Source organism: Methylobacterium sp. E-046, assembly GCF_022829625.1.
GTDB lineage: Bacteria > Pseudomonadota > Alphaproteobacteria > Rhizobiales > Beijerinckiaceae > Methylobacterium > Methylobacterium longum.
The window spans coordinates 139,072-163,370 of the sequence record NZ_JAKSYP010000290.1; the positions used below are offsets into that span (position 1 = coordinate 139,072).

Here is a 24,299-nt window from a genome sequence, read left to right on the forward strand (position 1 = left end):
GCCGCCGTGCCCGTTCACGTCCCAATCGAAACGTCCGGACCGCCCTGGGCGCTTCTCCGAAGCGGTCGTTTGTCGGTGCTCAACCGACTTCGGTTCGGGGCGGCGGGCGGACAGCTGCCCGTTACACGAGAGCCAGCGCGTCGCACCTAAACCGAGCAGGTCACGTCGACAATCGTCGGCGCGCCCTCGACGTTACCAGTCCTTGGCCACTCGGAGACATCACTGCAGAGCCGATCTGTGCCGCTCGTCAGGTCATAAGCAGTCGCGCACCCATCGCGTGGGACATGAAGAAGCGCAGCATCTCCCGACTCGCATCGGGGCCCTGGGGATCGGTGTGTGACCCGGATGGGTGGCCGCCGGCCCAGGCATGGCCGGCACCGTGCAGGAGCCATTGCTCCGATGACCAGGCTCCATAGGTCTCTGCCAGGACGGTCCGCTTGAACGACCTCCCGGCTGCGGAACGCCCCTCGGTGGTGGTGCCAGTTAGTTCCGTCCCCGGTCGCGATTGCGCTATGGCCTGGTCACCGTTGATCGATGCGACGGTCGCGTCGCGGTCCCCATGGAACACGATGGTCGGGACTGGATGCGCTGTCCGCAACGGTTGACGCACGGCGCCCCGGCGCATCGTCGAGAGGGCTGCCGCCATCGACCCGGCGGCCCCGCTGGCGAGTCCAGAATGGATGCCGACGGCGGCATAGATGTCCGGGTAGGTTTGGCCCATTACTGCGGCCGCTGCCCCGCCCGAGGACAGGCCCGCGACGTAGACCCTTGCCGGGTCCACGTCGAGGTCCTCCATGATCCGTCGGGTCAGCCCGGCGAGAATGGACGGCTCGCCCCTCCCGCGGTGCTGGTCGCTGTCCCTGAACCAGTTCCAGCTCTTGAGCATGTTGGCCGACCGGGGCTGATCGGGATAGGCCACGATGACGCCCTGCTCCTCGGCCAGCCGGTCCATCCGGGTTCCGATGGCGAAGTCGCGCGCGGTCTGCGAGCAGCCGTGGAGCATCACCACGAGCGGACGGGGACCGCTTCCGGAACCCGACGGCACAAACAGGTCGTAGGCGCGGCTACCGGCTTGGTTGCCGTACCGACGTGCCAAGGCGCCGGGCCGGTCGATGGATCGCTCCGCCAATTTAATCGCCGCGGGTCCGGGACGCTCTGTCATCGGGATGCTTTCAAGGATGGCCCTGTACGGAGCGGAATGCGAGCTACGGCAGGGCGCCGATCATGCCCTTTGCCTCGGTCATCGTATTCTCGCATGAGCGCTTGTCGCCGCCTCGGTCCTCGGCGGACGCCCGGACGATGAGGGTCCGCGCGGCGGCGATGTGGTCGGCGGTCGAGACCGTTTCGGGATCGCTCGGAGAGCCGCTTCGGACGGTGGTCAGGCCCCGTAGTGAGCCCGCTCGAAGCTCGTGGCCCGGCCGAAGGCCGGCGACCTGAACTGCTCCAGCGCTGTCAAGGCGACGCTTGATGGTGCTGATTTGCTCGGCGCAGGACGATGCGAGGGCGGGAAGCGGTAGGGTCGCAAGAACAGCGATGGCAATCAGGCGCATCATGATGTCTCTCCGGAGGATGGCAGCACCTCCGGACCCGCACGACGAGCGGACGATCGGGATGCCGTCCCTCACGCGGCGATGCGAGGGTAGCATCTATCCAACACGAGCCAGCGACGAATGTTGCACTGCAACACAAAACGCAGGGCAGACCCGTGTCGACCGCCATCGCTGCAACTTGCCGGTCCGGTCACCCGGTAATGGTCCGGCCGGGCGCGGTCGCCACCGCTTCCTGGGGTGATAAGGCTGCCAGCGTCCCGAAAGGCGGTCGGGCGATCCCATTCGCTAAAATTCTTATTGTCGCTCGTGGGATCAAGGGAGTCGGGGATTAGTTGTCATCATGCTTAGCGCTCGGCGGCGAGCGGTTTTTTACGCGGTTTAGCGCGTGATATTTTCCAGTAGGATCATCGAAATGAAGGCACTTACTTGGCAGGGCCGAGGCAAGATCTCATGCGAGACTGTGCCGGACCCGAAGATCGAGCATGGTCGTGACGTCATCATCAAGGTGACCGCCTGCGCGATCTGCGGCTCGGACCTTCACCTCATGGGCGGCTTCATGCCCACAATGGAGTGCGGCGACGTCCTCGGGCACGAGACCATGGGTGAAGTCATCGAGGTTGGTCGGGACAACGCCAAGCTGAAGGTCGGCGACCGTATCGTGGTGCCCTTCACGATCTGCTGCGGCGAGTGTCGCCAGTGCAAGTGGGGCAACTGGAGCTGCTGCGAGCGCACCAATCCAAATGGAGCGATGCAGGCCAAGGTGTTTGGCTATCCGCTCGCCGGACTGTTCGGCTTCTCGCACCTTACCGGTGGCATCCCCGGCGGCCAGGCTGAGTACCTGCGGGTGCCCTACGCCGACGTCGGCCCCATCGTCGTACCCGAGGGCCTGACCGACGAGCAGGTGCTGTTCCTCAGCGACATCTTCCCGACCGCCTACCAGGCCGCCGAGCATTGCGACATCGGTCCGGAGGACACGGTAGCGATCTGGGGCTGCGGCCCAGTCGGCGTGCTCGCGGTGAAGTGCTGCCTGATGCTGGGTGCCAAGCGCGTCATCTCTATCGACAGCGTCCCGGAGCGCCTCGCCCTGGCGCGGGAAGCCGGTGCCGAGACCATCGATCTATCCACCGAGAACATCCAGGACACGCTCATGGAGATGACCCACGGCCGCGGACCAGACTCGGTCATTGAGGCAGTCGGCATGGAGTCCCACGGGGCGGACACCACGCTGCAGAAGGTGTCGTCCGCCATTATGGAGCACACCGTCAGCCTGGAGCGTCCGTTCGCGCTCAACCAGGCGATCCTGGCCTGCCGCCCCGGTGGCAACGTCTCGATGCCCGGCGTCTTCGCGGGCCCGGTCGGTCCCGTCGCCTTGGGCGTCCTGATGAACAAGGGCCTGACCCTGAAGACCGGCCAGACCCACATGGTCCGCTACATGAAGCCGCTGATGGAGCGCATCCAAAACGGCGACATCGACCCGTCCTTCATCATTAGCCATCGCTCCACGAACCTGGAGGACGGCCCGGCGCTGTACGACATGTTCCGGGACAAGAAGGATGCCTGCACCAAGGTGGTGTTCAAGCCTCACGGCTAAAGAACGACCACGGAGCTGAAGAACGTTCATCTCCAAGGACGGGGCACGGCCGGCTCCTGATGGGTCGCCGCCGCCAACAACAGACAAGAAAGCGTCTCATGCCCACCGCGGTGATTTTCGACGTCGATGGTACCCTCATCGATTCGGTCCCCCAGCACGCCCGTGCCTGGCAGGATGCCTTCCGGGACTTCGGTCACGACATCCCTTTCGAAGAACTCAGGAGGCAGATCGGCAAGGGCGGGGACCTCCTGATGCCGGTGTTCCTGTCGGAGGCGGAGATCGCCGAGAAGGGCGATGCCCTGGAGGAGCACCGCTCGGGGATCCTGAAGGAGCTCTACCTCCCGACCATCAAGGGCTTGCCGCAGGTTCGGGCGCTCGTCGAGCGCCTGCTGGCCGACGGCAAGCAGCTCGCACTCGCCTCCTCCGCCAAGGGCGACGAGCTCAAGACTTACAAGAAGATCGCCGAAATCGACGATCTCATCAGCATCGAGACGTCGTCCGATGACGCGGAGGAGAGCAAGCCGAACCCGGACATCTTCCAGGCGGCCCTGAAGCGCCTAAACGGCGTCGCGGCACAGGATGCCGTCGTCGTCGGTGATACGCCCTACGATGCCGAGGCTGCTACCAAGGCCGGCATTCGGACGATTGGGCTGCTTACGGGGGGTGGACGGTCGAAGAACTCATGCAGGCCGGCTGCATCGCCACCTATCGGGATCCGGCTGAACTGCTCGCCCGATACGAGACCTCGCCACTCGTCGGGTCGCAGGCCTGATCGTACGAGGACGGAGCACCTCCCATGGCAGCCACGAGCTCAAGCCCGTCCGAGGGTCCACACCTGCGCACCATCGCCATGCCGCGCGACACGAACGCTGCTGGCGCTATCTTCGGAGGCTGGACGGTTTCGCAGATGGATCTGGCCGGCGGAACCTTTGCTGCCCAGCGAACTAAGGGCCGCGTGGCGACGGTCAGCATCGACGCAATGCGTTTTCTCAGGCCGATCTCGGTCGGCGATGAGGCGAGTTGCTACTGCACCCTACAGGAAGACGGCGAGACATCGTTGGGCGTTCGGATCGAGGTCTGGATCCGGGACAGGACCGGAGGTGATCCGCAGAAGGTCACCGAAGGGGTGTTCACCTATGTCGCCTTGGATGACGAGGGGAAGCCGCGGCATCGGGCCTGACTCCGGTCTAACAGGAACTGGAGGCGTTCGCCGTTCCCAGGTTGCAGGGCCGAGGTGTCTGGACTCCTATGCATGGCTGCTTTCGGGAAGCGCTGATGTCCTTCCTTACGGCTGGCATGGGTCGGGACCCGTCCGTCCGCTCTACGACCGGGTTGGGTGGATCTTTGCTGGTCCGCTTTCGAGACATCGGATCAAGGAAGCGGACCTTCGCGCGGGCGAGAGCAGTCGACTGCTTCTCGTCCATCTCTGTCATTTAATGCGCCTCGGTCGATCCTTAATAGCGGACGTCCAACGTGGCGGCTGCGGCGGTCCGTTCGCATAAGGGCATTTTACGAGTGGCCGCAGTAGCGGGGTGAAGTCGCGCGCCCGCTCGAAAAAGACCGTTTTGAGCGAATTTTCGGGGCAGACCAGATATTGTCGGCTGCTACGTGACCAGGCGAGGCTGTGCGGCCGGAACTGCACCGACATCCGCCAATGATTGCCCCCCAGGCAGCCTAATGGCCGCGCTCTGCAACGAGCAGATGATCAGAAATCCGCTGGGGTCGCCGAAGGCTGCGAGAACGCCATGCAGCTCTGGCGCGAGCTTCGCGAGCGCGGCTTCCCCGGCACCGCGAAGCAAATCCGGCGCTGTCTGGGCGAGCGACGTACGCGTCCGGCCAGGACCACAGCCGCGCGTTACCGGACGTTGCCCTCTGCCCCGAGGGCCGCCACGGCGTCGCCCCCCCCCAGCCGCTGCCCTCCCCGAAGCAGCTGTCCTGGCATCTCCTGCGCGATCCGGGTGAACTCGGCGCAGAGGCTGCGGCGGCGGTTGTGCGCGTGCTTCAGGATGAGGAGGTGACGCGGGTCGTCGACCTCGCTCGACGGTTCTGCCGGATCGTGCGCGGTCGTTGCAGCGGCGTACGGGCCGAGCCCGGCACCATCGCCGCCTTCGACGCGTGGTTGGGCGAGGCCCGTACGTGCGGAGAGCGTGTGGTCGAGGGCTTCGCCACCAGCCTCGGGCAGGACGGGGCCGCCGTCCGCGCCAGCCTCTGCCTGTCCTGGAGCAGCGGGAAGGCCGAAGGCCAGGTTAATCGCGTCAAGCTGCTGAAACGCCCCATGTACGACCGCGCCAAGCCCAACTTCCTGCGCCATCGCTTCCTCCTCGCAGCCTGATCCGCCAAACTCGGCGATGAACCACCCTGTGGGGGCCGATCACTTAGGACATTTCAAGGATCGATGGGGGTGGCCACGATCGAGCATGGCCTTTGGTGACACCTTAGGCGACGAGGCATCAAGCAATCGCATAAGTCCTTTATTATCACGCGCTGTTGGGAAGACGTACGGCGAAATCGCCCGCGGTCGCCGTCGCCAACGGCTCATCGCCCGCACCGGGGTTTCTCGCACGCGCCGGTGAAGCCTCTCCAACGACGCGTCCACTCTCATCGAGGACGAGGAGCGCCTCGCCGTCCGCGGGTAGACCGCGCAAGAGATCGAGGTAGGGCGCGGCCACCGAGATCGTCCGGCCTGGCCCGGCCACGGCGGTGATCCGACCGACTGCGATGCGGTAGGCATATATCGACCGAGGCTCCAGGACGCGCGCGGCGAGCATCGCCCCGCCCACCGCGATGAGCACCGGCACCATCATCGCGTCGAGGCTGCGCGTGAGCTCCACCATCAGCACCACCGCGGAGACGGGGCCTTGCGTCGTCGCGGCGAGCACCGCCGCCGCCACGATCACGGCGCAGGCTCCACAAGGGGCCCCCGGCCACAGGAACGCCCAGCCGGCGCCCGCTAGTCCTCCGAGCATCGCGCCGAAGGTGATAGTCGGGGTGAACAAGCCACCCGGCGCGCCGCAGCCGAGACAGGCCGCGGTGGCCAGCGGCTTCACCAGCGCCATCGCCGCGAGGATCGGCCAAGCCAGCGTACCCGTGAAGGCTAGCTGAACCGCGTCCTTGCCGTTGCCGAGAAGCTGCGGCAGCGGGATCGCAAGCAGGCCGAGTCCGACGAAGACGACGAGCGGCGCCACAACCGCGCCCACACCGCCCTTGGGTCGTCGCGTATCGGCGAAGGTGACGACGCGCACGTAGAGGGCCGAGATCGCCCCCGCCGGCACGCTCGCCGCAACGGCGAAGGCGACGAGGGAGGGTGAAGTCGCGTAGGTCGGCACAACGTAGACCTGACGGTCCGGAAGCAGCAGCCACGCCGTGCCGGTGGCGATCGCCGTCGTCGCGATGGCGGGAGCAACGAGGGGCAGTGCGAGCGTCCCCAGCAGTACCTCCAGCGCGAACAGGGCTCCCCCGAGAGGAACATCGTACACGGCGGCGATCCCGGCCCCGGCCCCAAAGGCGGCGAGCACGCGCCGCCGGCTCCCCGCGAGCCCCGCCCGGGTGGCGAATAGGCTGGCGAAGGCAGCTCCCACCTGCTTGGGCGCCTGCTCGCGCCCCAGCGAGCAGCCGAGCCCAACAACTACTATTGAGATCGCGCCTTGGGCGAGGTTGCGTGGGAAATCGAGCGCGCCGCTTCCGAACCACAGCGCTGCCGACAGGTCGCCCCCGTGCCGACCGACGTGACGTAGTATGGGAATCCCGACGGTCACGAGCAGGCCACAGAATGACAGTACCAGAACCCGGTGCCCCCACCCCGTCGCCTGCACCGCCTCCAGAAAGGCATCGCTACGCGCGCCGAAGGCCAGCCATTGCACGAGGGTGAGGAGTTGCATCAGCAAGCCGGCGCCGAGGCCGGCAGCGAGTCCCGTGGCGGGTACAAGTAGCCAGAAGCGCCGTCCGAGCAGGCCGCCGGCCACGACGTTCGGCTGCGGCGAGGCGGGAGGCGTCGCTCCCGACGGGCTCTCAACGGGGGCAGCATCCCAGACCCCGCCATCCACGATCTTGGCGCGCATGCGCTTTTGTCGTGTCATATCAATCCAGCCGAACGGGCGGACTGATCAGCCGGTCGAGTCCGTCCACCAGCCAAGTCAAGGCCCCGCGCATCGGTCCGAACAAGCCAAATTGATGCTGCCGATAAAGGAGCGCGTGCGCGGCGCGCGCTGACAATCCCTTCAAATGTCCGCCCCCGAAGGTGACGCGCCCGAGCGTACCCCAGCCGTTGTAGTCGGCGAGCGAGACGATCATCCCTCGCTCGCGAAATCGGAACGGCGGCGCTGCACCGTTACCCTGCCACGCATCGAAATGCCGGGCGAGGTGCTGCGCCTCCTGCGCCGCAGCCTGGGCGGTCGCCGGCACCGGTCTGCCGGTTTCCGGATCCAGCAAGCTCGCGCAATCACCGAGCGCCAGGATCGCGGGATCCTTCGTGGTACGCAGGGATGCCGCCACCACGAGCTGGCCGGTTCGCGAGCGCTCCAGCCCCTCCACACGGTCGAGTGCGTCCGGTCCCCGCACGCCGGCAGCCCAGATCTTTATGCGCGCCTCGATGCGGCTGCCGCCGTCCAGGGCGAGGCCCGCGGCGTTGGCGCCCGTCACCCTCGCACCCAAGCGCACGTCGACATCGAGCTTTCGCAGCGTGTCGGCCGCCGCTTTCGAGACGTGGTCTGGAAATGCCGGCAGCAGGCGTGGACCGCTCTCGATCAAGGCGAGGCGGAAGCGGCTGGGTAGGATCGGTGATCCATAGGCCGCCAGCTGATCGACCGCACGCTTCAGTTCGGCGGCAAGCTCGACGCCCGTTGCCCCGCCGCCGACGATGGCGAGATCCAGTTCTTCTTCCCGTCCGAAGGCAGACAACGCGAGTTGACGCAGGCGTGCATGCAAAGCTTGAGCACCTTCGAGACCGTCGATGGTCAGGCAGTGCTCGGCCACGCCCGGCGTGCCGAAATCGTCGGCGCGACTGCCCACAGCGAGGACGAGTCGATCGTAACTGAGCCGCAGCGGTTGCGGCAGAGGGCCCGCCGCGTCGTGATGGCCTAGGGGCGTGATGGAAACCGTCCTAGCCTCGCGGTCGATATCGCCGAGGCCTCCGGGTATGAACGTGAAGTGGTTGCGCTTGGCCTGCGCCAAAAAATCCACCTGTTCGCGATCCGGCCTGGCCGTGCCCGCGGCGAAGGTGTGCAGCATTGGTTTCCAGACGTGCGACAGGTTCATGTCGATCAGCGTGACCGCCGCACGACCATGTCGACCGTGGCTGCGACCGATCCGGGTCGCGAGGTCGATCCCGGAGACGCCTCCGCCGACGATCACGATACGTGTCGGACTCACGACGTCACCTCCGCAGGATGACGAGGGCACTCGACGCCGGCATCCTTCCCACGGCTATACGGATACCGCCCCTGAGCGCGCGAAAGCGAGATCTGCCCAAGGTACGACGGCGGAGAAGTGACCGGTCCCGTCCGTCGCGATTGCGGCTTAGTCGGCGCGAACACTTGCCCGTCAAGCATGGAGGGCTTCCCGGGGCTCGGTATGGTCGAACAGTTGGGGCGGCGCGATCTCGTTCTTGGCACCCATCCGCGCCACTAGGTGGTCAGCGACCCGCAGGGCGTTGGCGATGATCGTCAGGGTCGGGTTCACGGCGCCGATCGACGGGAAGAAGCTGGCGTCGGTCACGTAGAGGTTGTCCAGCTCATGCGCCTTGCAATTCCGGTCGAGGACAGAGGTGGCCGGATCGTCGCCGAACCGCAGGGTTCCCGCTTGGTGCGCCGTCCCGCCGATCGGGACGTTCTTGCCGAGGTAGAGCGATCGGTCGAACAGGTGCGGATGGATGTCGGTGACGCTGCAGATCTCGCGCAGCTTCTGCCGCAGCCGCTTATGCGCTTCGACGTTGGTCTCGGTGAGGTCGAGATGGACCTTTCCGTCCTTATAGTAGACCCGGTTCTGGGCCAGCGGCACGTCCTCCGAGGTCAGCCAGAAATCCACGGAGTGCTTGGCGATCCAGTCGAACGGCTTGTCGGGAAACCATTGCAAGAAGCCGGGCAGGCCCTCGCCGTGGATCTGGACGCCGTCCGACTTGCCGACCATCTGGATATGGCCGAGGGGGAAATCCCAATCGTCATCCGGATCTGGATCGCCGAAATAGAAGTCGTTAAGCCCAAGTGTCTTCTGGAACCGGGTCGGGTTCGGCACCTTCGAGATCGCCAGCACCGTTGAATTGTTATGGCGCATGTAGTTGCGCCCGACTTGATCTGAGCTGTTGGCGAGGCCGTTCGGATGCTGCGCGCTCGCAGAGCGCAGCAGCAGCAGCGCCGAGGAGAGGGCGCCGCAGGCCACCACCACGAGGTCGGCCGAAGCCTCGAAGGCGGCGCCGTCGCGGGTGCCGGAAACCCCCGTGACGGTACGGCCCGACGGATCGGTGACGAGCCGCTCGATATAGGTGCGGGTCAGGAGCGTCAGGTTCGGGCAGTCGCGCAGGGCGGGATCCACCACCATGGTCTGAGCGTCGGACTTGCCGTTGGTCGGGCAGGGGAAGCCGTCGAAGGATTCGCACTTGATGCAGGGCGAGGTCGGCACCGCCCGCCCGTCCTTCTCCACCAGGCGGACGCCGACCGGCAGATGGAAAGGGTGGTGCCCGGCCGTCTTCAGGTTGTCGAACAATTGCTGGATCCGCGGCTCGTGCGAGACGGGCGGATGCGCGTAGGGCTTCCTCGACCAGGGCTCGGTCGGGTCCTCGCCGCGCAGGCCGTGGACGTGGAACAGCTCCTCGGCGGCCTGATAGTACGGTTCGAACGTGTCGTAGCCGACCGGCCAGGCCGGCGCGATGCCGTCCTGATGGCGGATCTCGGAGAAGTCCTTCTCGCGCAGGCGAAACAGGATCGAGCCGTAGAACTTCGAGTTCCCGCCGACGTAGTAGTGCAGGCCCGGATGGAAGCTTTTGCCGTCCGAGGAGTACCACGTCTCCTTAGCCTGGTAGTGGCCATCGACGATCACAGCCTGGCTGTCCCAGTTGCGCGGCTCGCGTAGCAGATAGTCGCCGCGCTCGATCAGCAGGATACGCTTGCCGGTCTGTGCGAGACGCCACGCCACGGTCCCGCCGCCAGGGCCGGAACCGACGATGATGACGTCGTAATGCTCGCCCGCCATGACTGATCGCTCCTGATGAACGGTTAGATCCGTTGAACCTCGATCCAAGTACACTTTAAGTCCACGCTACCGAAAAACTAAGCGAAATTTCGTTTGTTTATCGCTAGATTATTGTAGACCCATTCCATGATGGCGCGTAGTATTATTCTGGAGCGTCGCCATCCGACGCCTGCATGGCGGAGTCCATTGATTGCGATGATGATACTGAGCCTAGTCGTCGCCTTCGGCGTGCGCTGCCTTCTCGTGATCCTGTTCCTGCCGTTCTCCGCCGCCGACAAGATCTTCAACTTCTCCGGGGCCGTCGGGCAGGCGAGCGAGATCGCCCCGTCCCGCGGGTTGGCACGCGGACTGATCATCGCCGGCCTCTTCGTCGAGATCGTGATGTCGTTAGGCGTCGTCACGGGGATCGCCGATCGCTTGGCGGCCTTCGTACTTGCCGGATACTGCATGGCGACGGCGCTCCTGTGGAAGCAGTTCTGGAAGCCGGGCGATTTCTGGGCTGGCGGCAAGGGTCGCGAGCTATTCTGGGATTTTCTGAAGAACTTCTCGCTCGGTGCGGGCTTCCTGCTCATCACCTTCGGCACGAATTCCACGACGGTGCTCGACTTGCTCTCCGATCCGACAGCCTCGTCGCACCCGTACAGTCTGGGGTCGGCTGCGCGGTGACTTGCGCCGCCGGGACGCACAGCTCCCTCCAGCGGCATCCTGGCCCACGACCGGATTACACCAGCCCGCTGGGCGCCGCGTCGAGGATTGAGGATAGGGCGATCCACCGCTTTGCCGGTCAGGGACGCCACGTCGCCCGAACGGTGATGGATGCCGGGCGCAGCACACCCCGGCAGGTAGACGGCCGTGTTCGTCGCCCCCTTGATCAAGACGCAGCATCGCGAACGCCGAGCGGGAGCCAGCGCCGTCCCTCCCGGTCGAGAAGCCGGTCGGCGGCGTCGGGGCCGTCGGTACCCGATGCGTACGGTTGTATGGCGGTCGAACCTTCGCCCGCCCCGTCGCCCCAGGCTTTCTGCAACGGCTCGACCGCGGCCCACGCGGACTCGATCGCATCCGCCCGTTGGAACAGCGTGGCATCTCCGATCATGCAATCGTACAGCAGGGTCTCGTAGCCCACGTTCGGACGCTCCGGGAAGCAGTCCGCGTAGCGGAAGCTCGTCTCCGCCTTCCCGAGCCGCATCGTCGGCCCCGGCACCTTGGCGTTGAATTGGGTCTGCGTACCCTGGACCGGGTCGATCTGCAGCCTCATGATGTTGGCTGCGATGCTGCCGGTTTCGGTCCCTTTAAACAGCAGGTATGGCGCCGGCTTGAAGGCGACGACGATCTCGGTACGGCGCCCGGCCAAATGTTTCCCGGTGCGCAGGTAGAACGGCACGCCGGCCCAGCGCCAGTTCTCGATCTCCAACCTCAAGGCCACGTAGGTCTCGGTCGCGGAGTCCTTTGCCACGTCGGGCTCGTGGCGATAATCTCGTTTCGCCACGCCGTCGACCTTGCCGGCCGTGTACTGGCCTCGTACTGCGTCCTGCGATGGGATCGGACGGATCGCGGCCATGAGCTTCGCCTTCTCGTCGCGGACCGCCTCCGCGTCGAACGAGTTCGGCGGCTCCATCGCCACCATGGCGAGCAGGGTGAAGAGGTGGTTCGGCACCATGTCGCGCAACGCGCCCGTCGCCTCGTAGAAGGCTCCGCGACCCTCGACGCCTACCGTTTCCGCGGCTGTGATCTCGACGTGGTCGACGTATTCGCGTCGCCAAAGCGGCTCGAAGAGGCCGTTCGCGAAACGGATCGCCATAAGGCTCTGCACCGTCTCCTTTCCCAGGAAATGGTCGATCCGATAGAATTGGGATTCGTCTGCTGCCTTCAGGATGCGTGCGTTGAGTGCTTCCGCGGAAGGCAGATCGGCGCCGAAGGGCTTCTCGATCACCACGCGACGAAAGGAGCCTTCGGGCTGCCGCAGGAGCTGTGCCTCCCCGAGGCCGTCGACGATCGGACCGAAGAAGCGGGCCGGCACCGCGAGGTAGTAGATCACGTTGCCCGTCAATCGCCCGGCAAGGCCCTGGAAGGTCTCCGACTTGAGGAAATCCCCTTGGGCATAGTGCAGCCGATCGCGGATGAAGCCCCAGGTCGATTCATCGATCCTATCGACGTGGAACTCCGCAGTGGGATCCTTCGTGAAGGACTGCATCGTTTCGGTGAGTGACTCGCGCCACCCCTCGTCATCGAGATCGAGATGGTCGATCCCGAGGATCGAAAATCCGTCGTCGAGCAGCCCGTCGTCCTTCAGGTTGTACAGGGATGGCATCAGCAGCCGCTTGGTCAGATCGCCACCGGCGCCGAAGATGACGAGGGTGCACGGCGGGGCCTGCTTCGTGCCGGCCGGCGCCGTATCCTTGGGCAGGACTTCTGTCGGCATGGAAAAGCTCCTTCGGTTTGGGGCAATCAGGTGCGTGTGACACTGACGGCGGTCGCGGGGCCCGATGCCCAGCGGGGGCCGGCGGGACCACGATCGTGGCGCCTTCAGTCCGGGATCCGTTTCGGCGGCGTCTTGCGACCGTGACGTGCCGCCGGGCCCTCGCTGCGGGCATGGTTGAGCAGGGTGTTCACGAAGGCGACGTGCGTGAACGCTTGCGGGTAATTGCCGACCAGGCGCTTACGCTTGACGTCGTACTCCTCGCTGACGAGGCCGAGGTCGTTGAAGACGCCGATCAACCGGTCGATGACCGTCTTCGCCGCATCGTGTCGCCCCAGTCCGATGAGGTTGTCGACGTACCAGAACGTGCAGGGCAGGAAGGCGCCCTCGTCGCCCGACAATCCGTCCGTCGTCTGACCTTCTGTCTCGTAGCGGAGGATAAAACCGTCCCGCAGCAGTCCACGACCGATCGCGTCGACCGTGCCGACCACCCGCGGGTCGTCCTGAGGTAGAAAGCCTGTATGGGCGATGAGCAGCAGGCTCGCGTCGAGCGCCTTCGCGCCGTAGGACTGCACGAAGCTGTCGAGTTCCGGGTCGAAACCCCGCTCGCAGACCTCGGCATGGATCGCATCGCGGATGGTGCACCAGCGCGCCGCTTGCTCGTCGGTCGTGAAGCGTCCATCCCTCTCATGCATCCGCAGCGCCCGGTCGAACGCGACCCACGCCATCACCTTCGAATGTACAAAGTGACGTCGACCGCCGCGCACCTCCCAAATTCCCTCGTCGGGCTGCCGCCACGCCTGTTCGAGATGATCGAGGATCGCCAGCCCCACCCGCAGGCCATCCGCGCTCACCGGAAGGCCCCGGACATGGGCTTGATAGATCGCGTCGAACAACTCGCCGTAGACGTCGAGTTGGAACTGCGAGGCCGCGGCGTTGCCGATGCGTACGGGCTTCGATCCTTCGTAACCGGGAAGCCACGCGAGTTCGATCTCCGGCAGCATCCGCTCACCGCCGATGCCGTAGAGGATCTGGGCCTGCTCCGGGTTGCCGGCAACCGCCCGTAGCAGCCAGGCAAGCCAGTCACGTGCCTCCTCGACGTAGCCACCATCCATCAGGGCGATCAGCGTCAGGGTCGAGTCGCGGATCCAGCAGAAGCGATAATCCCAGTTGCGCTCGCCACCGATCCCCTCGGGCAAGGCGGCGGTGGGCGCGGCGACGATGCCGCCGGTCGCCCGATAGGTCAGCGCTTTCAAGGTGAGGAGCGAGCGTTGGAGCAACCCATCCGCGGCTGTGCCGGTGGCGCAACGGCTCGACCAGCTACGCCAGACCTGATCGGTCGCGTCGATCACGGCACGCGGCTCGACGGGAGCGGGATCGGGCTGATGCGAGGCGGCGTAGCTCAGGACGAAGCGACGGCTCTCTCCGGCCTGAACCGTGAAGTCCGCCACGGTAGTCATGACATCGGAACCGCGCACCGGGACGTCGGTGCGCAACACAACCTTGTGGGGTCCCGAGACCGCGCGCAGGTCGCCGAGTTCCGAGCGTGAGACCCAGGGCATGGCCGAGCCGTGATCGAAGCGCACCGCCATCTCCATCCGCATGGCGACGTGCCCGTGCACGCCCTCGACCAGGCGGACGAGATGCGAGCCTTCGCCCATCGGCATGACGTCAGTGACCAGCACCTCGCCCAGGTGCGTCTTGTGGCGCGTCTCCAGCACCAGGCTGCCCTCGCGGTAGGACCAGCTCGTCTCGACCTGCTCCGCGGACGGATAGATCCTCCAGAAGCCGTGTTCTTCCGTCCCAAGGAGCTTCGTGAACAGCGCGGCTGCGTCGAAGCGTGGCCAGCACAGCCAATCGACGCTGCCGTCACGGCCGATGAGTGCGGCGGTGCGGCAGTCGCCGATCAACGCGTAATCTTCGATACGAGTGCTCATCGCTCAACCATCCTCGCGATTCAGATCGATCCTGCTCTACGTAGCCGAAGTCATCATTCGTAAAATTCATTGTCGAAATTTTTTGTGTCAAAAATTCTTTAAGGCCGCACAACCTCTCGAAGCAAGATGCGATGGTATAATTTAATTCGTTCTGCTGAAACGATTGCGCGGTTCCTATGGGTGCTTGTCACAGTCGTCTGCCTACACTGCTACGGATGATGCAAATGTACGGCGCCAGGCGGCATCATGGCTTGGTTCATGTGCAACATGATCCACACGGTGCCCCCAATCAGAAGGAGGACGATCAGCGCGCCGAAGGCGAGTGCCATGGCGTTGTTGATGTTGTCGGGAGCGGTCGTGAGGTGCAGGAAGAACACGAGATGCACGCCGACTTGCGCGAGCGCGAACACGATCAGCGCTACTGGCACCCCTGGCCCATAGATGAGGCCAGTGTACGAGGTCGCGAAAGCGGCTGCTGTCAGGATCGCGGCTAGCACGAGCCCGATCAGGTAGGTGCGCACGCTCGACCAGACGTCGGCTCTCGGACGCTGTTCGCCCGGAGCCGTATCGCCGTTGCGCCTTCCCCTCTCCAACGTAGGTTCTGCCCCGCGCTGCACGGTCGATCCGAGCGCATTGGGTGAAGGGTGTGGGACTTCGGAGCTCGGGATAGCTGTGCTCATGGCGCGGAGGTCTTTCCGGCTGCAGTATTTAAAGATGATCAGGACCGCGAGGCCTGCCATGGCGGCCAACTCGCGACGCCAGGATAGCCGGTGGCGGTCGGCGGGACTCACGCGCTCACGCCCATCAGGTAGACCACAGTGAAGACGCCGACCCAGACGATATCGAGCGCATGCCAGAACAGGCTCCAGCAGCTCGTGCGCCGGACGACGTCGTCCCGGAACCCTTTGGCGGCCACCTGCGCCATCATGGTGAGCAGCCAAAGCAAGCCCACGCTCACATGCAGCCCGTGGCAGCCGACCAGCATGAAAAAAGCCGACAGGAATGCGGAGCGACTCGGTCCTGCACCCTGCGCTACGAGCCCGGCGAACTCCCGCGCTTCAAGGAGCAGGAATACTGCTCCGAGCACGGCGGTGACGAGCGCCGAGACCTGGAACCACAATCGGTTACGCACGCGCATCGCGACGACCGCTAGGCCGCAAGTGACGCTCGACAGAAGTAGGCAGGTGGTCTCTATCGCGACGTTGCCACGTTCGAACAAGTCCGCTCCAGATGGGCCGCCCGCAGTGGCGTCTTTCAGGACCGTGTAGGCTGCGAACAGCGTCGAGAAGGTGATGATGTCCGATAGAATGAAGATCCAGAAGCCATAGCCCACTACGATGTGCTTGGGCGATGGACCTCCCGAGCCGTGGCCGGTTGATTCGTCGTCCCCGCCCGATCCCCGGCCCAGCCGGTAGGGATCATGATGGGAGCCGCGCGCGCGGAGTGGCTGCGCGTCGGCGGAGGGCGACGCGATGGCGGCAGCGGTCGCGCTCACGAGGCGTACTCCATGACCTTGAGCGCCTCTGTTCGGGCTCGGCGGTTCATGGCGTCGATCTCGGCGACGCCCTCGGCAGAGATCTTCTCCTCGCTGCGGTCGCGCCAGGCGAAGACGACGAAGGTAGCGTAGGCGCCGATTAATCCGACGATGGCCATCCACCAGATGTGCCAGATCATGGCGAAGCCGATGAGCGTCGCAAAGAAGGCGCACACGAAGCCGGTGGGGCTGTTTCGCGGAACTTCGATCGGCTGGTAGCGCGGAACGGCGGGCAGCGCATGTTGATCGCGGGCGCGTTCCTTCACCGACCAGTAGGGTTCCTCGCCGTGCACGTCCGGTAGAACCGCGAAGTTGAACGCGGGTGGGGGTGATGCGGTCGACCATTCGAGCGATCGCCCATCCCAGGGGTCGCCGGTCGTGTCGCGCAATGCATCACGGTGTCGGATCGAGACGACCAGCTGCACAATCTGACACCCGATCCCGGCGAGGATCGTGAGCGCGCCTGCGAGCGCCACGAGGAGCCAGGGGCGCCATTCGGCCACGTCGTAGTGCTGTAGGCGGCGGGTCATCCCGTCGAGGCCAGTGAGGTACAGCGGGCCGAAGGCGAGCCAGAAGCCGATCTGCCAGCACCAGAACGATGCCTTGCCCCAACCCTCGTGCAGACGAAAACCCGTCGCCTTCGGGAACCAGTAGGTGTAGCCGGCAAACGCCCCGAACAGCACGCCGCCGATGATGACGTTGTGGAAGTGCGCCACCAGGAACGTGGAGTTGTGCAATACGAAGTCGACCGGGGGTATGGCGAGCAGGACGCCGGTCATGCCGCCGACCACAAAGGTGAGCATGAAGCCCACGGACCACAGCATCGCCGCGCTCATGCGCACGCTGCCGCCATACATCGTGAAGAGCCAGTTGAAGATCTTCACGCCGGTGGGCACCGCGATGACCATCGACATGATGCCGAACACGCCGTTCACGTCGGCACCCGCGCCCATGGTGAAGAAGTGGTGCAGCCAGACCATGAAGGCGAGAAGGCAGATCGCCATGGTCGCCATCACCATCGAGCGATAGCCGAACAGCGGCTTGCCCGAGAAAGTCGAGACGACTTCCGAGAAGATGCCGAAGGCTGGCAGGATCAGAATGTAGACTTCCGGGTGTCCCCAGGCCCAGATCAGTGACATGAACAGCATGGAGTTGCCGCCATTCGTGTCGGTGAAGAATTGGAAGCCAAGGTAGCGGTCGAGGATCAGCATACCTGAGACCGCAGTGAGGATCGGGAAAGCCGCGACGATGAGCAAATTCGTAGCCAGCGACGTCCAGCAGAACATCGGCATGCGCAGGTAGCTCATGCCCGGGGCGCGCATCTTCAGGATCGTTGTGACGAAGTTGATGCCCGTCATCAGCGTCCCGACACCGGAGATTGACAGTGCCCAGAGCCAGTAGTCCACGCCGACCCCGGGCGAGTATGTGATCTCGGAGAGGGGGGGATAGGGCAGCCATCCCGTGCGCTGAAACTCTCCGATCACGAGCGACACGTTAACGAGAAGGGCACCCGTGCAGGTGAGCCAGAACGACACCGAGTTCAGCGTCGGGAAGGCGACGTCGCGCACGCCGAGCTGCAAGGGCAGCACGAAATTCATCAGCCCGATCATGAATGGCATCGCCACGAAGAAAATCATGATCGTGCCGTGCGCCGAAAAGATCTGATTGTAGTGTTCGGGTGGGAGATACCCTTCCGCATTGAAGGCCAGCGCCTGCTGTGAGCGCATCATCATCGCGTCGGTGAAGCCGCGCAGCAGCATCACCAGCGCGAAGATCACGTACATCATGCCGATCCTCTTGTGATCGACAGACGTGATCCACTCCCGCCATAGGTACGGCAGATGCCCAGCCAGCACGATCCAGCCGAGGATGCAGAGGAGCACCACGCCCACGAGGGCACCCGCCGCGAGCGGGATCGGCTGATCGAGGGGGATCGCGTCGAGGGTGAGCTTGCCGAGCACGATCAGGTTCCCTGCTTGGAGATGGTCGTCGTGGGCTTTACGCTCGGATTGGGCTTGCCCTTCTCAGGTCCTGGACCGGGCGGCAGACTCTGACCCACGATCCTGTCGAACAGGCCGTCGTCCGCGAGCCGGTAGGTCACCGGAGGATCTTTGATGCTCTGGCGCGAGAGGGCCTTGTAGGCATCATCGTCGAGCGTGCTGATCGAGGCCTGCGCCCCGCTAAACCAATTTGCGAATGCTTCGGGAGGTACGACCCTGGTCTCAAAGTTCATGTCCGAAAAGCCGTCGCCGCTCAGGTGTGTGGAGAGGCTGTAGAAACTACCCTCGCGATTGGCTTGAAGGTTGAGCTGCGTGGCCATTCCGTTCATCGTGTAGATCATCGAACCCAGTTGTGGCACGAAGAACGTATCCCAAACACTGGAAGAGGTCAGATGAAGTCGCACAGGAGTGCCGACCGGCAGGACTAGATAGTTGAGGCTTGCAATTTTTTGTTCGGGATAGATAAACAGCCACTTCCAATCGAGGGAGATGACCTGGACCTCAAGTGGCTTCTTCTCGCTCCTCAGGGGTTTGGCTGGATCGAGGTCGTGCGCGCCGATCCAGGCGATGCCCCCGAGGAAAACGATGGTCATAAGCGGCACGGACCACGTCACGATTTCGATTTGGCCGGAGAAACTCCAGGTGGGCAGGCGCTTAGCCGCTGTGTTTCCCGGACGAAACCACCAAGAGAAGGCGAGCGTGGCCAGCATTGTCGGGACGACGATGCAGAGCATGGTGGCGAGCGCATTGAGGAGTATCGTGCGCTGGCCGGCTGCGACCGGTCCGGCCGGATCGAGGATGCGCAAGTTGCACCCGGCGAGGGCTGTTGTGACAAAAATCAGAATGCCGAGCCCTGAAGCGCGCCGAATGAAATTCACGACCTGCCTCTCATGACTTTTAGGTTGAGCGGTGATGTCGTTCGCATTTTCAGCGAGCTGCCGCCCACACGCGCCTCACGGTCGTTTAGGTTTGGCCGTGAGGCCGTCCGCGAGCCCGGGAGCGATCTGTTCCGGTTTTAGGGCCGGGGTAACTTGCGGCTCTGGAAGGCGCGCCTCCGGACCCGTCCCCCCCTGCGTCGCCGGAATGCAGTCGAGTGCGGGCGCCGGCGGCGAGAAGACTTCGCGGACGTTCGCAACCATGCTTTCAAGCGGTCCGCGTGCGGCCTGACCTGCCCTGTCACTGCGCACCGTCACGGTCGCAGTCAGGCCGGAGACGAGCGGCACGCCAGGCGGCACCTCAGTGATGCGGATGCGCACCGGCACGCGTTGGGCGAGTCGCACCCAGGTATAGACCGCTGTGACGCTCGGCAGACCCTGCGTGCTCGCCGCTGCATTCGACACCGCGATGCCTCGGGTGATCGTATCGACCTGGCCCACGATCGGCGGCGCGAACCCCATCAGCTGGGCTTCCGCCCGATCACCGACGCAGATGCGGCCGAGCTTGGTCTCCTCGAAGTAGCCGTCGATCCAGTAGGAATCCGTGTCGATCACCGAGACGTTCGGCGTACCGGTCGGTGCATAATTCCCTACCCGCATCAGCAGGTTGGTGACAAAACCGTTGACCGGACTGCGAACCTCCGTGCGCTGCAAGTCGACCTCGGCCTGGTTCTGCTGCTGCTGAGCCTGCTCGAAAGACGCCTGGGCCGCGTCCGCCGAACCGACAGCTTGCTGCTGTGACTGGGCGGTGGTGGCAACGTCTCCGAGCGCGAGCAGCCGCTTCGCCTGCTCGCGCTTGACCTGATAATCGGCGGCCGCCTGCCTGACAGTCGCCTTTGCGCTGGCGAGCTTCACGCGGTAGTCGAACGGATCGATGACGTAGAGGACGTCGCCCTTCTTGACGTACTGGTTGTCGACGACCCGCACCTCGGTGATCTGGCCGGGGACCTGCGGGGCGACGTTCGCGACCTGCACCCGCACGCTTCCGTCGCGCGTCCAGGGCGCCAGGACGTAGTAGCTCCAGACGACGAGCGCGCCGAGCACCGCCGCAGCGAGAATTAGCCCCGTCGCCGCCATCTTCGCCGCCCGCTGTACCAAGCTGGCCCTCTCCCGGGTCGGCTCCGCGGCCCAGCGGAGCGGAGCGCCGGCCGCGGGAGTGGCAGGCTCTCCATCGTGCGAAGGTTCGGCCCGGCCTTTGGATGTGGCGGTTGCGTCAGTCGTCATGGCTCAGAACAGCACGATCAGCAGGGTGAGGATCACGACGTAGAGGGACAGCAGCGCGACAGGTGGCGCGCTGAACAGATCCTCGAAGCCGACTTGGGCGAGGACGGGACGCAACAGGAGAAACAGCGCGAGCGCCGCGCCGAGATAAGTCACGAACGGCGAGATCAGGACACCGCCCACGACGAGTTCCGGGAAGGTCTGTCTCATCGGGCGACCTCCGCTCCGCCGGGCCCGGGAGGTGCGTCGATCAGATCCGCTGTCCAGGCCATGTCGGCGGCCAACGGCAGGAGGGCGTCGTCGCCGGTATCGAGCAGCGCGCCTGCGACCCGTCGCAGGCCGTTCCCGTCGGTTGCCTCCAGGGCGGCACGCGCGTCTTCCCTCATCGGTCGATCGATTGCACCTGCTCCGCCCGGGGGGGCGTGGAGCGCGCGCCGGACACGCCGCGCCGCGCGGGCTAGATCGGTCATCCTGAAGGCCATGGCGAGGTCGGCCTCCCGATCGACGGAGCGTCCCCCCTCCAGGCTTGCGAGCGTCCCGATCCGGCTTGCATCGAGCAGCCGGTTCTCGTCCTCCGGCCGGTCCAAGCCGATGCCGCGCAAGGCCTGGTGCATGTCCTGGCGCACCGACGCGAGCACCCAGCGCCGCCGCTGCGCTGCGCCCGTTGGGAACAGCACGCGCACGAGAACGAAGGCGAAGACGGCGACCAGGACAAGTAGGATAGATAGGAGAAGATAGGTTTGCGGGTCGTAGCTCTGTGGGTTGCTCGGCTGCAGCACGACGATGGTGTAGACCGTGGTGAGCAGGCCGGCGCCGGTCAGCGCCGGATTGTGACTTGAAGTCACTAGCAGGGCCCCGAGGAGCGCAGGCGCGGTGCCGATCATCAGGAGCGGAAAAGCGTCGACCCCGCTGAGGAGCACGAACTGCGTGATCCCGCCGAGCACCACGGCGGCCGGCAGGCCGATGAGGGCGCCTTTGGTCATCGCTCCTGGGTCAGGCGCGTTCGAGGATAGGCAGACGATGACCCCGACCATCGCCCAGGCGAAGGCGGTCATAGACCAGCCGGTGAGCGAAAGCAGGAAGCCGGTCAGCGCGCTCGCCACGAAGGCGCGCAAGGCGTTGCGCAGGGCTCCCTCTCGGGAGCGGTAGATCGGCATCCGCGGCGCATCGGCCACCGCACGGCTGGCAAGTGCCGCCGCGTAGGCCGCGGCGGCCGCCTCCTGCCGTGCGTGCAACTCCCCGGCGAGCCGGCGCAGGATCAGCTCGTGCAGCCCGGCGCCGCCGGATCGTAGCGCATAAGTCCTGGCGAGGGCGAGGGCGCGCGCCGCGCGGATCTCGCCGACTAGGGCGGCGAGCGTGGCGCGCACGGCCCCGGCCCGGGCCGAGCCCGACACCGCCTCGGCCGGCAGCGCGTTGAGCAGGAGGTGCTGATTGGAGGCGGCGCTTAAAAGTGCTGCTGCTTGTGCGTCGGTGCCGGCATCCGGTCCGGCGCGCAGCAGACCGTCCGTGAAGGCGCGGACCGTCGTGATGCCCCTCTGGATGCGGTCGAGTAGGGTCGGCCCAAGATCGGGGCCGGCGAAGACGTCGATGACGAGGATGATGCTGGCGATACCGATGGCAATCGCCGCGCAGCGATTGATGACCTCGGAAAACAGGCTGGCCGGGTCGTCGATATGTATCACGGCGACGATCGAGACGGTGTAGCCGCAGACCACCGCGCCGTAGGCGCGATTGCCGTCGAGGAAACCGGCTGCGAACACGCACACAGCCAGCCAAGCTGAATAGGCGAGCACGTAGAGATCGCGCGTCTGCGCGAACAACCCAACGATCACGATCGCCATCGCGCCGCCGACGATCGTGCCGAGGAAGCAGCAGATCGACTTCTCGACGACCTGGCCGCGGGTTTGAAGTGCTAGCATGGCGGCGATGACGCCGGCACTCTCGGCGCCGTCGAGCTGGATCCAAAACGCCACCCCCAGCGCCAGGTGAATAGCGAGCCACACGCGCAATGCGAACAGCCAGCGGCGCGACGGCAACCCGGCAAAACGACCGTCTGCGAAGACGTGAATGGCCGGCCAACTCAACATTGCGCGCATCTAGCAATAACAGCTAGCATATCAATTGCCGCCCCATTTAGCCAGCCTAGTTCAAGAGTTATAATTATAAATTTTAGTAGACGCAAGTGAAGCTTAGAGAATTTCTGCGGATTTATATTGTACCATGCGCGTCCGGCAGTTAGATGGAATGCCGATATAGCGCTTGTGCCGGATCATTTTAGACATCGAGGATCTCATCGGTGATTGACCCCTTCGACAGCATCCTCACTCGCGAACAGATCCGAACGCTGCTCAGCGTGGTTGAGCAGGGCAGCTTTCACAGCGCGGCCGCGCTGCTGGGCGTGCGGCAGCCGGCCATCACCCAGCTGGTTAGGAGGTTGGAGGAGAAGCTCGGGCGGCGGCTGTTCGATCGTACCCCCGCCGGTGTCCACTTGACCGTCGATGGCGAGGCCGTGCTGATCTACGCCCGCGCTATGGCCAAGCTCGGAGCCGACATGAGCCGCCAGTTCAGCTTGCCAGCTCGGCATGACACTTTGCTTCGGATCGGGATCGGCGAGGAGTTCGGCCGGACGGCCTTGCCCGCAGTCCTCGCCCTTTTCGCCCGCCTGCATCCCGGTTTCCGGTTCGAGGCGGTATGTGCCCTCCCGAGCCAAACCCTGTTCAAGATACTCGACGATGGAAATCTCGACGTCGTCGTCGCTCGTCAGGATCCGGCACGACGTTCCGGGGAGATCATTTGGACGGCGCCCACGATCTGGATTGCCCGCTCGGACCTTGCGCTCTCCAGGGCCGATCCACTCCCCCTCGTCCTGCCAGCTGCCGGCGTCCTGCGCGACAATGTGCTGACCACTCTGGCTGCGGCGTCTCGGACGTGGCGCATCGTGTTCGGGGGGGGATCCATGGCAATTCTTGAAGCCGCGATACAGGCGGGCCTCGGGGTCTCGGCCTGCACGCCGCGGACGAAGATCGCCCACGTCACCCCCGTTGACGCAAAAGAGGGCCTGCCTTCCCTGCCGCAATCGGTCTTTGTCTTCGAACGCAAGTCTCCAACCCGATCGGAAGAAGTCGAAGCGTTCTGTGGCGTATTGCAGACCGCCGCACAGCTGTCGTTTTCCGACGATCGGGTGGGAGCTGATCAAGACGCTAACACATGTACGCATTGAGGCAGTCAGAACCGTTTATTTTCGGTCCGCTCCACGGCGAAAGAGCGAGATGCGCCATCACAGACACGATCCGAGCAGGTCTCTCATGTTTCACTTCCGCAAGGAACGGCATGGGTGGTTGCATCCTTGGATTTGAGTCTCGAGTAACTCGTAAATTGAGAATACAGGGGGTGCAACGCTTATTTTAGGAACTCTGACAGCAAAGGGCTATCGAGTGCGATAACTTCAGCGTTATCCCTCAATCGAAGCGGTCGGCCCAGAGTCAAGCAATCTTTAAGTTCTATGAAGCCCCCCCCGGAGTAAGATCTGGATCCTAATGATAGGTCAGGATGGCCAGGCAGCGGCGGCGATCGAAGCGATAAGAGACAAGCGCTTGCCACACGGCAAGTCCTCAGACGATTAAGTGATAACATGTATGTTATATCTCCCTATAGATTTTATGCATCGGCACTGGAACCGATCGGCGCCTCAACATTTGTGATGAAACTTGGTCTCCATAAAAATCGGAGGGCGTGATGCTAATCTTGGCATTCGTATTGGTTGGGCTGGCCATCCTGGGATCACTAGTCGGGTTCGGCATGTTAGGAACATCGGTCGGACCGCACGCGCTCAACAGTTATGGCTGGGCTCTATTCGTGAACGCCGCTGCCCTCGGGGCGTTATTGGTCGTGCAGAAGCAGCGGCGTGCCCCGATGCTCTGAAACCTCGTAGCA

18 protein-coding genes and 2 pseudogenes are annotated in these 24,299 nt (G+C 64.5%); 6 read left to right on the forward strand and 14 right to left on the reverse strand.

The window, feature by feature from the left end:
- Window positions 1–247 precede the first annotated feature (247 nt).
- Both MKK82_RS32290 and MKK82_RS32295 read right to left on the reverse strand, forming a co-directional pair.
- Window positions 248–1,162, reverse strand: coding sequence for an alpha/beta hydrolase family esterase (locus MKK82_RS32290; protein WP_243987978.1), 915 nt, complete (start codon window positions 1,160–1,162; stop codon window positions 248–250).
- Window positions 1,163–1,205: 43 nt separating this feature from the next.
- Complete coding sequence (locus MKK82_RS32295; RefSeq protein ID WP_243987979.1) at window positions 1,206–1,553, reverse strand: hypothetical protein; 348 nt, start codon at window positions 1,551–1,553, stop codon at window positions 1,206–1,208.
- A 409-nt stretch (window positions 1,554–1,962) separates the two neighbouring features.
- On the opposite strand from MKK82_RS32295, the gene MKK82_RS32300 reads away from it, so the two are divergent.
- The 4 genes and pseudogenes from MKK82_RS32300 to MKK82_RS32315 all read left to right on the forward strand — a co-directional run.
- Window positions 1,963–3,141 carry a zinc-dependent alcohol dehydrogenase gene (locus tag MKK82_RS32300; protein ID WP_243987980.1) on the forward strand — a complete coding sequence of 393 codons (1,179 nt, stop codon included), beginning with the start codon at window positions 1,963–1,965 and terminating at the stop codon, window positions 3,139–3,141.
- A gap of 98 nt (window positions 3,142–3,239) precedes the next feature.
- A pseudogene (locus tag MKK82_RS32305) lies at window positions 3,240–3,758 on the forward strand (HAD family hydrolase); the annotation flags it as partial.
- Window positions 3,759–3,937: 179 nt separating this feature from the next.
- The gene (locus MKK82_RS32310) at window positions 3,938–4,321 is read left to right on the forward strand and encodes an acyl-CoA thioesterase (RefSeq protein WP_243987981.1); all 384 of its coding nucleotides are present in this window, start codon (window positions 3,938–3,940) and stop codon (window positions 4,319–4,321) included.
- A 541-nt stretch (window positions 4,322–4,862) separates the two neighbouring features.
- A pseudogene (locus tag MKK82_RS32315) lies at window positions 4,863–5,473 on the forward strand (ISL3 family transposase); the annotation flags it as partial.
- Window positions 5,474–5,618: 145 nt separating this feature from the next.
- Here the strand turns inward: MKK82_RS32315 and MKK82_RS32320 are convergent.
- The 3 genes from MKK82_RS32320 to MKK82_RS32330 form a co-directional block, all read right to left on the reverse strand.
- On the reverse strand, window positions 5,619–7,199 hold the full coding sequence (locus MKK82_RS32320; RefSeq protein ID WP_243987983.1) for a chloride channel protein: 1,581 nt from the start codon (window positions 7,197–7,199) through the stop codon (window positions 5,619–5,621).
- 19 nt (window positions 7,200–7,218) lie between these two features.
- Window positions 7,219–8,508 (reverse strand): NAD(P)/FAD-dependent oxidoreductase, encoded by a 1,290-nt coding sequence (locus MKK82_RS32325; RefSeq protein ID WP_243987985.1) that lies wholly within the window; start codon window positions 8,506–8,508, stop codon window positions 7,219–7,221.
- A gap of 171 nt (window positions 8,509–8,679) precedes the next feature.
- Window positions 8,680–10,323: a GMC oxidoreductase gene (locus tag MKK82_RS32330; protein ID WP_243987987.1), complete on the reverse strand. Its 1,644-nt coding sequence runs from the start codon at window positions 10,321–10,323 to the stop codon at window positions 8,680–8,682.
- Between the two features lie 195 nt (window positions 10,324–10,518).
- On the opposite strand from MKK82_RS32330, the gene MKK82_RS32335 reads away from it, so the two are divergent.
- Entirely contained in the window at window positions 10,519–10,989 is a 471-nt protein-coding gene (locus tag MKK82_RS32335; protein WP_243987989.1) for a DoxX family protein, read from the forward strand.
- 205 nt (window positions 10,990–11,194) lie between these two features.
- Here MKK82_RS32335 and zwf read toward each other — a convergent pair whose 3' ends face one another.
- The 9 genes from zwf to MKK82_RS32380 all read right to left on the reverse strand — a co-directional run bounded on the left by zwf (window position 11,195) and on the right by MKK82_RS32380 (window position 22,462).
- Window positions 11,195–12,742 carry a glucose-6-phosphate dehydrogenase gene (gene zwf / locus MKK82_RS32340; RefSeq protein WP_243987991.1) on the reverse strand — a complete coding sequence of 516 codons (1,548 nt, stop codon included), beginning with the start codon at window positions 12,740–12,742 and terminating at the stop codon, window positions 11,195–11,197.
- Window positions 12,743–12,846: 104 nt separating this feature from the next.
- Window positions 12,847–14,676 carry a glycoside hydrolase family 15 protein gene (locus MKK82_RS32345; RefSeq protein ID WP_243987992.1) on the reverse strand — a complete coding sequence of 610 codons (1,830 nt, stop codon included), beginning with the start codon at window positions 14,674–14,676 and terminating at the stop codon, window positions 12,847–12,849.
- A gap of 209 nt (window positions 14,677–14,885) precedes the next feature.
- Entirely contained in the window at window positions 14,886–15,416 is a 531-nt protein-coding gene (gene cyoD / locus MKK82_RS32350; RefSeq protein ID WP_313902130.1) for a cytochrome o ubiquinol oxidase subunit IV, read from the reverse strand.
- A 47-nt stretch (window positions 15,417–15,463) separates the two neighbouring features.
- A complete protein-coding gene (locus tag MKK82_RS32355; protein WP_243988053.1) occupies window positions 15,464–16,084 on the reverse strand; it encodes a cytochrome (ubi)quinol oxidase subunit III in 621 nt (206 codons plus the stop codon).
- 83 nt (window positions 16,085–16,167) lie between these two features.
- The gene (gene cyoB, locus MKK82_RS32360) at window positions 16,168–18,171 is read right to left on the reverse strand and encodes a cytochrome o ubiquinol oxidase subunit I (protein ID WP_243987993.1); all 2,004 of its coding nucleotides are present in this window, start codon (window positions 18,169–18,171) and stop codon (window positions 16,168–16,170) included.
- Window positions 18,172–18,173: 2 nt separating this feature from the next.
- Window positions 18,174–19,088, reverse strand: a complete 915-nt coding sequence (cyoA, locus tag MKK82_RS32365) for a ubiquinol oxidase subunit II (protein WP_243987994.1) — start codon at window positions 19,086–19,088, stop codon at window positions 18,174–18,176.
- A gap of 75 nt (window positions 19,089–19,163) precedes the next feature.
- Window positions 19,164–20,243 (reverse strand): HlyD family secretion protein, encoded by a 1,080-nt coding sequence (locus tag MKK82_RS32370; RefSeq protein WP_313902131.1) that lies wholly within the window; start codon window positions 20,241–20,243, stop codon window positions 19,164–19,166.
- A 129-nt stretch (window positions 20,244–20,372) separates the two neighbouring features.
- Window positions 20,373–20,576: a DUF1656 domain-containing protein gene (locus MKK82_RS32375; protein ID WP_243987995.1), complete on the reverse strand. Its 204-nt coding sequence runs from the start codon at window positions 20,574–20,576 to the stop codon at window positions 20,373–20,375.
- Window positions 20,573–22,462: an FUSC family protein gene (locus tag MKK82_RS32380; RefSeq protein WP_313902132.1), complete on the reverse strand. Its 1,890-nt coding sequence runs from the start codon at window positions 22,460–22,462 to the stop codon at window positions 20,573–20,575. The genes MKK82_RS32375 and MKK82_RS32380 overlap by 4 nt, the downstream gene beginning before the upstream one ends.
- Window positions 22,463–22,662: 200 nt before the next feature.
- Here MKK82_RS32380 and MKK82_RS32385 point away from each other — a divergent pair, with 200 nt between their 5' ends.
- Window positions 22,663–23,586, forward strand: coding sequence for a LysR family transcriptional regulator (locus MKK82_RS32385; protein WP_243987997.1), 924 nt, complete (start codon window positions 22,663–22,665; stop codon window positions 23,584–23,586).
- The last annotated feature ends 713 nt before the right edge of the window (window positions 23,587–24,299 follow it).